General features: G+C 41.0%; 8 protein-coding genes. 3 read left to right on the forward strand and 5 right to left on the reverse strand.

Annotation, left to right across the window (positions count from 1 at the left end; all coding sequences use genetic code 11):
• Positions 1-69: 69 nt before the first annotated feature.
• The gene (locus LVD16_RS19100) at positions 70-963 is read left to right on the forward strand and encodes a mechanosensitive ion channel family protein (protein ID WP_233769886.1); all 894 of its coding nucleotides are present in this window, start codon (positions 70-72) and stop codon (positions 961-963) included.
• Here LVD16_RS19100 and LVD16_RS19105 read toward each other — a convergent pair.
• Genes LVD16_RS19105 through LVD16_RS19115 form a run of 3 tightly spaced genes read right to left on the reverse strand, consistent with a single transcriptional unit; the run spans position 960 to position 3,942 of the window.
• Positions 960-1,937: a hypothetical protein gene (locus LVD16_RS19105; protein WP_233769887.1), complete on the reverse strand. Its 978-nt coding sequence runs from the start codon at positions 1,935-1,937 to the stop codon at positions 960-962. The two genes, LVD16_RS19100 and LVD16_RS19105, sit on opposite strands and share 4 nt — an antisense overlap.
• Positions 1,937-3,274 (reverse strand): Na+/H+ antiporter NhaA, encoded by a 1,338-nt coding sequence (gene nhaA / locus LVD16_RS19110; RefSeq protein WP_233769888.1) that lies wholly within the window; start codon positions 3,272-3,274, stop codon positions 1,937-1,939. Before nhaA ends, LVD16_RS19105 begins: the two co-directional genes overlap by 1 nt.
• A gap of 14 nt (positions 3,275-3,288) precedes the next feature.
• Entirely contained in the window at positions 3,289-3,942 is a 654-nt protein-coding gene (locus LVD16_RS19115; RefSeq protein WP_233769889.1) for a cytochrome c, read from the reverse strand.
• A gap of 236 nt (positions 3,943-4,178) precedes the next feature.
• Here LVD16_RS19115 and LVD16_RS19120 point away from each other — a divergent pair, with 236 nt between their 5' ends.
• Both LVD16_RS19120 and LVD16_RS19125 read left to right on the forward strand, forming a co-directional pair.
• Positions 4,179-5,129, forward strand: a complete 951-nt coding sequence (locus LVD16_RS19120; RefSeq protein WP_233769890.1) for a CHAD domain-containing protein — start codon at positions 4,179-4,181, stop codon at positions 5,127-5,129.
• A gap of 83 nt (positions 5,130-5,212) precedes the next feature.
• Complete coding sequence (locus tag LVD16_RS19125; RefSeq protein WP_233769891.1) at positions 5,213-5,368, forward strand: hypothetical protein; 156 nt, start codon at positions 5,213-5,215, stop codon at positions 5,366-5,368.
• Between the two features lie 41 nt (positions 5,369-5,409).
• On the opposite strand, the gene LVD16_RS19130 is transcribed toward LVD16_RS19125, so the two are convergent.
• Together LVD16_RS19130 and LVD16_RS19135 are read right to left on the reverse strand one after the other, a co-directional pair.
• On the reverse strand, positions 5,410-8,424 hold the full coding sequence (locus LVD16_RS19130) for a ligand-binding sensor domain-containing protein (RefSeq protein ID WP_233769892.1): 3,015 nt from the start codon (positions 8,422-8,424) through the stop codon (positions 5,410-5,412).
• Positions 8,425-8,614: 190 nt separating this feature from the next.
• The gene (locus LVD16_RS19135) at positions 8,615-12,715 is read right to left on the reverse strand and encodes a galactose-binding domain-containing protein (protein WP_233769893.1); all 4,101 of its coding nucleotides are present in this window, start codon (positions 12,713-12,715) and stop codon (positions 8,615-8,617) included.
• Positions 12,716-12,829: the final 114 nt, after the last annotated feature.

Consider the following 12,829-nt stretch of genomic DNA (forward strand, 5'->3'; position numbering starts at 1 on the left):
TATTAAACACTGTTTGAAAATTAATGTTAAATTAGTTCTCCATATAGATTAAAAATTTGTTAATAGGGTATGTTCAGTCAAATCAGTGATGCTTCCAAAATTGTTGTAAACAAGTTAGAAGGTTGGTTAGATCAGCTCATTATCATGCTGCCTAACATCGTTATTGCCATTCTGGTAATTGTAACTTTCTATATGCTCTCCAGGCTGGTAGAGCGGCTGCTCAACAATATCCTGCACAGGTTTATGCATAATGAATCCGTGGTGAAGCTTATCCTTTCCATCACTTCATTTTTAATTGTGCTGGTAGGAATTATGGTGGCTTTGGGCGTGCTGAAACTAGACAAGACTGTTACATCTGTTCTGGCAGGTGTGGGTGTTATTGGTCTGGCTTTGGGTTTTGCCTTTCAAGATGCAGCGGCTAACCTCATATCAGGCGTGATAATGGCAGTTCAGAGCCCTATCAACGTGGGAGACATCATAGAATCTAACGATGTATTTGGCACGGTGAAGACCATAGGACTAAGAGCTACCACCATCTATGATCCTCAAGGTCAGGATGTTGTAATACCTAACAGGCTTATCTTCCAAAACCTTTACAGGCACTACACCATTAATGGAAGTCGCAGGATTGATTTGAAATGCGGCATCTCTTATGGTGACGATCTGGATAAGGTAGAGGAAGTAACTTTGGCGGCCATCAAGAAAATAACCTTTTTAGCGGAGCACAAAGATGTGGAGTTCTTCTTTACAGAATTTGGAGATAGCTCTATCAACTTCGTAGTGCGCTACTGGGTTAATTACAAAAGGCAGCCTGACTTTCTAAAAGCCCAAAGCGAAGGCATCAAAAATCTGAAAAAGGCCTACGATCAGAACGACATTACTATTCCATTCCCAATCAGAACATTGGATTTTGGCATAAAAGGTGGTGAAAAACTATCTCAGGTACTAAAGAAGAATGATTAGTCCTTCAGGTATTTCTTAAAATCCTTAAAGTTCAATGGATTGGTGGCTATTCCTAAGCGGAATACATCCATGGTTCGCATGAAATTGATATTATAGTAATCCTGCCCGTGATAATATTGAGCAAAGAAAGAAATCTCTGCCAGCCATTCAGGATAGTAATAATAAGTAAATTCAGTGATCAGCCTTTTGGATACATCGGCCGGTGAGTTGCCATTCATATCACCAAAAATCCACCCTGAATGCAGCTTTAACCGCGACCTGGCAAAAAAGCTGGTTTTAGACTGCCCGATAGGAATACGATAAATATTATAGGTAGCAAAGGTACGATAAGAACCATATAGATCTTCTATTTCTGGTAGGTACCATTTGGTCGGGTAAATTCTGAAGCCAAACTTTAAATTAGAGATATAATCAATATTGTTTCTTTTACGATTTTTAAAAGTAGAAATGCCTGCTTCCAGATACTCTACGGAGAAACTACCGTCTTCAATGTTGATCTCATCGGTATCATTACCCAAACTATCCTGCACGTAGAAAGGATCGTGCTGCCCGTTAGAATGGTGGCCGGCAGACACTTCCCAGTAAGCATGATCGAAAAGCACTCTACTAAAGAAAGAGTTATCCCACTCCTTTAATTCTCTATAGTAAGTGACCACCGGATTATAAGATGGCGCATATATTGGGAATGAATACTTATCATGAATTCTGAGCGTAAGATTTAAATTTAGCTCCAACGCCCAATTCACTGCACTCTTTTTAAGAAAATAACTACCGGAAAACCGTGCTTCAGTGATCAGCGGTGGCAAATTACCCACACCTTGAAAGAAAGTAAGGTAGGTAAGCTTGCGGTCAGCGTAAATAAGTGGTAGAAAAACAGTTTGCCCTTTTGTCTGGGTTGAATCCGAAAGTATAGAATCCTGACCTTTGGCCATGAGCGAACAGGCCAAAAGTACTATCAATAAAAATTTCTTCATTATGAGTTAATGCTCTTCTTTCTAAGAGATATAGATAAAACAATTAATCCTAAAATAGCAGCGGTAAAAGAGGCCAACAATATGGATATTTTGGCTACATCGATAATTTCACCTCCGTCAAAAGCCAGATTGGTAATGAACAAGGACATGGTGAAACCTATACCAGCCAGTAAACCAATACCTGCCATTGCACCCCAATTAGCTCCTTTTGGTAGTTGTCCAAAACCCAGCTTGATGCCAATCCAGCTAAACCCGAATACACCTAGGAATTTACCTAAGATAAGACCTATCATAATTCCATGACCCGCGGCATCTGTAAACACTTCTGTCCAGCCAGATTCGAAGGCAACTCCTGCATTAGCAAGAGCAAAAACGGGGATAATAAAGAAAGCATTAAAACCACTCAGGCTGTTCTCCAGTCTTAATAGGGGCGATCTTGACTTTTTAGTATAATCTCTGATTTCATTAACTATATCAAGCTGCTTTTTATCCTTCAGAGCACTTTTGTGCTCAAGGTCTCTTTCTTCCAGTTCTTTAAGTTTCTCCTCAGTTTTTTGTTTGAACACTTTGGTTCCCATTTTCACTTTCACCGGTATAGCTAAAGCTAACAGAACACCGGCCAGTGTGGCATGTACGCCGCTCATGAGGAAGGCTACCCAAAGCGCTATTCCAATAATTATATAAACCGCTATACTCCTGACACCAAGCAAATTAAGAGCAAAGAGGACTACCATAAGTCCTCCACCTATGCCAAGGCTTATCCAGGAAATATCGGAGCTGTAAAACAGCGCAATGACCAAAATGGCTCCTATATCATCTACAATGGCTAAAGCCGTAAGAAAAACCTTCAAGGGCATAGGCACACGCTTGCCCAGCAGGGCAATTATACCTAAAGAATAGGCAATATCGGTAGCCATAGGCACTCCCCAACCTTTTAGATGTTCACCTCCAGCATTGAACAGCACATATATCAACGCCGGAGTTAGCATACCTCCAATAGCGGCAATAACGGGTAAGGTAGCATTCTTTTTATCAGCCAACTCTCCTACCAAGAACTCACGTTTCAGCTCCAGCCCTACCACAAAAAAGAAAATCACCATAAGACCGTCATTGATCCAATGATGAAGTGATCGATTAATGCCAAAATCCTCGTTAGCAATTACATATTTTTCTTTCCAGAAGTGCTCATAACCTTCAGCCAGTGGGCTATTCATGATCCCAACGGCCACCAGCGTAGCTATAATTAAAAGTAAACCACCAATCTTTTCTCTATTGGCAAAATTTCTAGCTGTAGACTTTACATAATCTACCGGGGTGGTACCCACATGTTCTTCCATAAATCTTTCTTGAATTATTGTTTAGCTTTTCCAGTGTGGCGCCAGATAGTATATACAATTATACCTGCCAGAGAGAGTACAAAAATTACCAGTATACCCATTCCTATTTTAAAGCCGCTTTCCTTTTTATCATATCTCTCACCTTGCTCCTTCTGAGCTTTGGTAGGTTCTGTGTTTAAGTTGGCTTCATGTTTACTGATTTCATTGCTGGCAGAAGCACTGGTATTAACACCTGCCACCTGATTGGGAGCACTTGATGTATCTTTTATGTACGCCAGAATATCCAGAATATCCTCATCCTTCAAAAACTTAAAATCCGGCATTACTGTATTATTATAACTCTTATATAAGTGCTGAGCGTAATCATCACCACCTTGTATCACGGTTTGCGAGCTACTCACAAAGGCGAGTAACCACGCCAGTGGCCGCCTGTCTGTAACGCTGCTTAAAGAAGGTCCCGTCTTTTGTCCACAAAACTCATGACACTCTGCACAATGATTACTGAACAACTTCTTACCCTTCAGCACCGATCCATGATCTGTGGTAATGGTCTTATCAGTCTGTACCTCATAATAATTGATCTTTTTAGCTGTGGAATTATCAGCTTTTTGAGCACTTAACACGGTCACGTTAAGTGTTAATAAAATTATGACGGTTAATATTCTCATTTTCTCCTCCTCTGTATAAAATGTTACACCAGCTTACCTGTCAAATCTGTGCCATTTTCATTATTCGGCCCGAATAATCCTAACACATATTACATGTAGGATAATGGGAAATTTCCTTCCCTTACCGTGCATTTTGCTACACACTCCATTTCATGAAAAAATGCTGCTGACTTATAATCTACAAGGTGGATTACTATTTGAGCATGCACTCTCAAAATTTGACCAAAGAGACATTAATGAGTATATCGATTTTAGATAATGAAAGCTTTCGCCAAGGAGCCAACCGCATTATCAATGAAGAATTGACCATAGCCTTTGACACATTAGAAAATTGCAGCCAAGATGGACGTCATGAAGCTATACATACAGTTAGGAAATCATTTAAGAAAATAAGGGCGATTTTAAGACTGATTAGAGATAATATAGGCAAGGAAATATATAAAGCTGAGAACCATTTTTATAGAGATCTGGCAAGATCAGTTTCTAAGCTCAGAGATCACACTTCCATTATAGAAATGCTTCATCTTCTCAAACAACAATATAATCCTGAGCTTGAAGATGACACCTTTAATACACCCTTAAACTCATTAGAATATTATAGAAGACAGGCTACCAAAAAGGAGCTTGATCAGGAAGACAAGCTATCCATACTAAGAGAATCTTTACATGAGAAGCTTAAAGATGACAGAGAATGGATCCCAAAGATTAAAAGCTTTAAAGATATTTCTCCAAATCTTAGACGAGTTTACAAACGCGGGAAAGAAGCCATGGAAAAAGCCGATGAAAACGGCAGGCCGGAAGATTTTCATCAATGGAGAAAAAGGGTGAAATATCTCAGGTATCAATTAGAGTTGATTGAAAAAATATGGCCACGGACTATCAAAAGTTTCAGAAAAGAACTCAGTGATATTTCAGATTATCTAGGCTCTGACAGAGACCTTTACATTCTTACCGAAACTCTTCAAACATCCAGCGTAAAGTTTAAAAACGATGCTGAAAAGGGCATTTTGTTGGCTTTGATACTACAGCAGAGACAGCAAATGCAGCAAATGGCACTACTGAAAGGGCACCACTTTTACCAATTTAAATGTGATGAAATAATAACCCTACTTGAAAACAGCTGGAAGTATCATAAAAAGCAGATGAAACAAGACTCTCTTAAGGAAGAAATTCTCATTAAAGGTTAAAAGAAAATTAACATAGCCGCCGGCACCTTACTGGTATGGTTTTCGTTATTAAAGAGAGTAGAAACAATTAAACATTTTAGACTATGATTATCGACGTTAGAAACCACGCAATGAAAATATCTCAACCTTCTAAGTATTTATCTAAGTTAGATATTGAACAAAGAGTTGACAAAGTGCTTACTTATATGAAGATGGAAATTGCCGCTCGTAAAGTATCACTAGGGAAGATAATGGACTGAACAATTGAATGTGACCTGGATAGAGGTATTCTAAAGATTGGTTAGAATCTCATAATCAGATCGTTTAGATAAATGCCTTTATCCAGGTTAATTTTTTTCCTTATCCGCGTTCTGCTTACTCCTAAACTCTCGGGAGTAATATTTAGCATCCTGGCTATCTCTTTGTTTTCAAAATTCATTCGTATAAAGGCACAAATTTTCAAATCTTTGTGCGTCAACCTGGGATAAGTTTCCACCAACCTTTTCAGGAAATTTTCATGTAGCAGGTTAAAATTAGTTTCAAAATTCTCCCAGTTATCTGCATTGTTAATACTATGATCAATTGACTTCAATAATTTTCTCAATTTCCTTTTCTCAGGTTCGGATTCCATCTGCTCCACCAGCACTTTCAATTCATCACGTACATGAGAAAGCTCCTCATTCTTGTGCATATTATGAAGGGCTGATGAAGCCAGTTCCTTTTTCTTATGCTCGAGCTCAGCATCCAGCTTTTCGTTTCTAAGTTTTATAATCTCCTGTTCCCGCACCATTTTGTCAGTATTAAACTGACTAGCCACTTTGGTTTTCTCTTCCCTTATCCTGCTCTTATAAAACCAAACCGCGACTATCACGAATAGTAAGGCTATTGAAAGATTAAATATGAGAGTATCCCAGAAAGGTGGAGTGATCAATAACTTCAAAGTCCTTTCCTTACTCCAATTACCCTCACGAGTGGCACCTTTCACTCTGAAAGTATACTCACCCGGCTCCAAATTCATATAAATAGCTTTTCTATTATCTGGATTGGTGTAAATCCACTCTTGATCAAAACCATCTAACTTATAGGCATACATATGCTTATCCTGCGATGAAAAGTAAAGTGTGGCAAATTCAATGGATATGAGATTATCCTTATACGAAAGCTCCACCGCTTCACTATAAGCAATAGTTTTAGCCAATACTTGTTCGTGATTCCACTCTCCTACCGGCACGGATTTATTGAAAATCTTCAGATCGGTGAGCTCCACCACAGGCACTGTTTCCTGTATTTTAATTCTGGCTGGATCGAAAATATCTATACCAAAATCCCCACCCAGAATGAACTCACCTGTGCTCAAGCGTTTCATCACGTTGATCTCATATTCGTTCTTTTCCAGCTCATTAGACAGATCCAAATTGATAAATTCCTCATTTCTTATATTGAATTTGGTTAAACCATCGATCGAGGCGATCCATAAGTTATCATCTCTATCGGCCACCATATCCAGAACCAGATTAATGTCTATATTATCCAGCTGGTTGTACTGCTTCAGGTCATTGGTTTTCGGGTTAAAGCGGGCTATTCCCTGACCGTAAGTGCCGATCCATAAAATACCAGCTTCATCTTCAATGATTCTGCCTACGTTGAGATTAGCCCTGGTAATAAAACTGCCTGACCTCATATCATATTGATCCAGGCCATTTTCAGTGCCGCACCATAACGTACCATTTCTATCCATAAAAAGTGTCCATACCTTATCTGAAGATATCGTAGATTTATCTTCAGGGTTATGCTTGTAGTGTATGAACTGTGCTTCTTCCGGGTTGGCCTTCATATATTCTGAGGGCTCCAATCGATTAAGACCTGTGTCCCAGGTGCCCACCCATATTACCTTATTTCTATCCTGAATAATGCTGTACACACCATTCATATTAATACTAGAAGGATTTTCAGGATCATGAACATACTTTTTAATGCTTTGACTGTCAGGATTATAGCAATACAAACCTTGATCAGTACCAACCCATATATTCCCGTCTACATCTTCATAAATAGTTCTCATGGTGGTGGATGGATTCTCTTTGAGAATACTAAAAGGAGAGATTTCACCAGTCTTTCTGTCAAGGATGTTTACTCCTCCATCCATAGTGCCTATCCAGATTTTACCATCATCCATCTCATAATAATCTGAGATTTGATTACTGGTAAGGCCCTGCTCTTTTTTGTTGGTTTCATAGTGCACAAAACCCTCTTTGGCCGGATTTAAAATATCCAGGCCTGACCCGTGAGTACCAATCCATAATAGGCCGTTTTGGTCTTCGAATAATGTCCATAGAATATTATTACTCAGGCTGGAAGGATCATTATTCTCAGCCATGTAAGTAACGAATTTATCCTGCTGACGGTCATATTGACTTAGTCCACCGCCAAAGGTAGCCAGCCATAATCGGCCTCTACTATCCTCTAGTAGTGATCTGACAATAGTGCTTTTTAATTCTCCCTGTTCATCAGCATCATAACCATATCTCTTGAAAGTTGAGTTTTGCGGATCAAACTCACACACGCCTCCACCCCAGGTGCCTACCCATAATTTCCCGAATTTATCCTCTACGATCTTGTTAACAATGTTCACTGATATTGTAGATGGATCATCAGGGTCGTGCTTGAAGTATTTAAACTTGCCGTCTCTTTTATCAAACCTGACCAGTCCATCTCCTTCGGTAGCTATCCAAAATCTATGATTTTTGTCTACATAGAAATCATTAATGCGCTTACTGGGTAAACTCAATGAATCTTTGGATTTGAAATGGTAAAACTTTTTGGTTTCAGGGTCGAATCGGTTTAAGCCACCTCCGTAGGTACCTATCCAAAGTAAGCCATCTTCGTCTTCATAAATACATCTGATATTCTCATGACTTGGTCCATTTTCAGGAAGCACCGGGTCAGGATAGTAGTTGGTAAAGCTATCCAGCTCAGGGTCATAGTGACTCAGACCTTTGTCCGTACCAATCCATAACTTATGGTTTCTATCTTCAATAATGGAATAGACCGTATTATCTGCTATGAAATTGAGATGATGATGTGCGGGCACATCACGGTTAAACACCTTAAAATTATAGCCATCATACCTATGAAGGCCAGCGAAGGTGCCTATCCATATAAATCCTTTAGAATCCTGGAAAACGGAGAGCACATGATCTCCCACCAGGCCATCTTTTATAGAGATGTTCTTAAAATTTACTGAGGGTATTTGGCTCAAAGCATTAGAAAAAATTAAAGCCAATAGCCCACAGATCCAGAGTTTAGGTTTCCTCATTACGCAATAAAAAATCTTAAATAGTTGCATTTACTTACCTGAGGTTGCTCTTTCACGAAAGAGCCCAACATTTTACCAAAAAAAATGCAGATTTAAAACGATTTCGTAAATGAAAATTAATAAAAAACTCCCCAAAAGATAATTTCGTCTATCTCTTGGGGAGTAAAAATGAGAAAGTTGCTATATCAGCCTATTCTTTTTTGAAAGTTCGGGAATAGAGATGACCATCTTCACCAGCTACCCTTAGGATGTAAAATCCTTCTTTTAAGGATCCAATGGATAAAGTGAAGAAACCACCTACTCCATTACCTTTAAGTATGGTTCGGCCATTGGTATCTATAATCTGATAGCTAATATGGCCGTCAGCATCGGTTGCTCTAACATTCAACTGATCATTCACCGGATTAGGATAAAGGATTAAATCTTCACTATCTTCATCGAGAGATTCAGATACATCAACCGCCGCTTTTCTGGCGCCGTTGCTTGTGCCATACCCCATAATACCATAACCGTACTGGAATAATGGATTACCATAAATAGGCTCAATATGCTCACCGGCAGCAATTTTAGCCTTGATCTCCTGAATTTCTGAAGAGGATGCTCCAAGGTCATAAGGAATGTCCCATCTTTCATTGGCCTGACTAAGATTATCAAGGCCGATCTGATCCATTGAGCGAGGTAGCTGCCAGGGCAATCTTCCTTTAGGTGCAAATTCACCAAATAATACGTCAGCCACGGCTGGGCCTCCACCATCACCTGGTCGATAGGCGATTAATACCGCATTGGCATCAGCCACAAGATCAGTGAGCACATAAGGACGAGGCATTATAACTACCACTATGTATGGGATGCCCATCTGTTTCACATTATTTAAAGTAGTCAGATCATATTCATAGGTATTTGAAATTGGATAATATGCATCATGAACATAGGGCTTTTCCTTATCCCAGGCCGTACCATGGGTATATGAGGGCTCACCTAAGATTACTACGGCAGCGTCAGGGTTAGGCGCATCATTGAGATAAGCATTGATGCCTTTGGAAGCTGCTTTAGTATTAATAGACTCCCACATGGTTTTTGCACCATACTCATCATGGAAATAGCTGGTCCATACAGAATAGCTTTCACCATTATCAGCTCGTGAACCTGTTACTAGTAAATTAGACCCTGAAGGCAAATCAAGTGGCATAGTACCATCATTTTTGATTAAGTTCATTGCCTCTTTGGCAGCTTGAGTGGCTATACCAATGTGTTCTGGTGTGAACCATGTGTCAGGACCATTTTCAGGATCTCCGTAAGGATCTTCGAAAACACCTAATTTAAACTTGGTGGTTAGGATTTTCTCTAAGGCTTCATTAATTCTGTCCATGCCCACCTCATTGATAAAACCTTGCATGCTAAAGCCTGCGGCACCTGGGTCTGCGCCCCCCATCACATCTGAGCCCGCTAATGCAGCTTTAGCCCACACGCCAGATGGAAGCCAGTCTGTGCAGATAATTCCTTCAAATTTCACCACTTCTCTCAGGTAGTCTAAGATAGGCTTGCTATCTCCTGCTCCAGATCCTCCCGGGTCAAGAAAAGAGCTACCAGCGTAGCCTGGCATAACACTGCCCGCCCCGGCATCTACATTGGCGAACCATGGCTTCATATGATATTTGATGCTCACCCCATCATACACAATGCCTGCCTCACCTCCTGCTCCTTCGCCTGGCCAATGTTTGGTGGTAACCATCACAGAATTAGGGTTTAACTCTGGACCAGCCTGCAGTCCGCAAACCATGGCTCTTACCATAGCAGCGGCAAAGTCGGCATCCTCTCCACAACCTTCCTGAATGCGAGGGTAAAGCACTTTTGTCCCTACCTCAGCCAATGGCGCCAAAGTACCTCTGAAACCAACTGCCGTTTGCTCTACTCGCTGCATATTACCGCATTGTCTGGTTAACTCAAGGTTTCTTGAAGCCGCCAGGGCACTTTGAGTAGGATATGTGGTGCTGTAACCATGAATACAATCACCGGCAGAAACGAAAGGAATTCCTAAGCGAGTATTAGCACTGGCCTTTTGCTTGTTAAACATATCCGACACTGTACCTGGACCGAAGGCCCAGCCAGAAAGAGGGTAATTTTGAGCATTATAGAACATTTGATATGCCTTCTCCTCATTGTTCATACGGGACATAAGGTCGGCCACCCTTACAGCGATAGGCTGACGCCAATCTTCATAAGGCTCGATAGAACCATTTTTATTCATATCTCTATTCCCATTGATCAGGTTCACATTATCTGCCACCTGCTCTACCTGTGGTAGATAAACACTAAACTGACCTACATCGGAATAGGTAAGCCCAGATCCAGATTTTGCTACGATATACCATTTATAGGTCCATCGGTCAGATAAAGGCTGCTGCAAAGTGTAGCTAGTAGAGGTCACTTCACCCATTTTTGTAAAGCGATCTAGCAGGCTCCCCCATTTGTACCAATCATAATCTGTTCTGGTAATATTCACCCAGACCTCATAGCTGGTGGCACCAGGGCTGGCGTTCCACGACAGTTGCGGGGTACGAGTGGTAGTGATCATAGCGCCATTATTTGGGCCAATTACAGTAAAAGTAGATGGGCCGGGCGGCACAGGGTCTGGATTCGGATTGGGATTAGGATCAGGCCAATCTCCTGGTCCGCTTCCGGGTGAGTACACTTCAAATTCAAACAGAGAATAGCTCCATTGCGAGTTTCTTTCTATCCCTTTCATCCTGATATATCTGCCCGCTCCGGATACTAACAGATCATCAGTGCGAGACTCAACTGGCAAACCATTTTCATTGAATTCATACAAGTTCTGCCAGCTGGCATCATCATCAGAAACTTGCACTTGATAATGCTTCGCACTGGCTGCTTCCCAATGTAGAATCACTCTGCCAATTTGATATTTCTGTCCTAGATCAATTCTAATCCATTCATCATCAGTGAATTCACTTTCCCATCGAGACCCAATATTACCATCTACAGCCTGAGAAGGTCCATTAACAGACCCTTCTTTAGTTGAAGAGGCTGTTACTGGTAAAGAAAGTGCCAGATTTCCAACTCCAACTACCCCATCGTCAGGGTTATTATTGTCCTCGGTAGTAAAAGTTACAGGTACACCAGAGGATTCATTACCAGCGGCATCTTTAGCTTTAACTAAATAAGTATATTGAGTACCTGGGTTTAATCCACTGATGGTCATAGAATTACTACTGCCATCAACTGTAGCTTTTAATGATGAGCCTTCGTAAATGGTGTAGCTGCTTACGCCAACATTATCAGTTGCCGCTGACCAATTGAGCGTTACGGCATATACAGCAGCACTGGCAGTAACATTTCCAGGATTAGATGGCGCCTGAGTATCACCTCCTCCACCAGTATTTTCACCGGCAAACACCCTCATCTCCCAAAGAGAATAACCATATCCTGTGCCTCGAGATACACCTTGCATCCACAAGTAACGGCCTGAAATAGAAGAGTTTGTATTAACTTGATCCGTTCCACCATCGCCATTGGAAACACTAGCTATATTCTGAGCGCTGCCGATGTCAGTACTATTTCCTAGTAGGATGTTATAGGCACTGCCGAAAGCAGCCTCCCACACCAGCTCCACCTGACAAATATTTCTAGCCTGTCCCAGGTCAACTCTGATCCATTGATTATCAGAAAACTCACTGCTCCACCTGGTTTGTGCGCTACCATCAAAGGCACTTGAAGCAGTAAATGCTCCTTCCATAGATGAGGCTACCGCCGCACCATTTAATGCTACATTATTACCACCACAATCACCATTTCCGCCAGTATCCGGAGTACCATACACTTCTATTTCAAAGAATGAGTACCCCCATGGATGCAACTTGTTATAGCCATAAACGGCGATATATCTACCAGCACCAGCAAGGCCTGTAAGATTGTCTGTACGTTCGGTATCAGCCATTCCCGTTCTCTGGGCCAGCACCGTCCAGGTAGATGGATCAGGGTTTGAATTAGAGTTAGAAGTAAGTATGTAGTAGCTCTCTGCGCTTGCCCTTTCCCAATTCAACAATACACGGTTGATGTTAAAGGATTCTTGCAGGTCAATTTTTATCCATGACGGACTTTCATAGGCTGACGCCCAACGCGTGGTGGCATTACCATCTACAGCACTGGTAGCTACAAAAGGCTCTTGAGTGGTAGAAGATGTGACAGGTTTATTTAAAGCAATATTCTGAGCCTGAACCACATAAAAGTTAAAGCATACCCATAGACAAAATAGGTATTGAATGCTTTTCATATTTATTTGATTAAAAAATGATAAAAGTGGTGAAGCTGCCTCATAAGCCTGGGGCTAGTTTCACATCACTCAGATCTGCAAGACGAATCCCACAAATCCAAGCTATGAAATGGC

Origin of the sequence: Fulvivirga ligni (assembly GCF_021389935.1) — a bacterium.
GTDB lineage: Bacteria > Bacteroidota > Bacteroidia > Cytophagales > Cyclobacteriaceae > Fulvivirga > Fulvivirga ligni.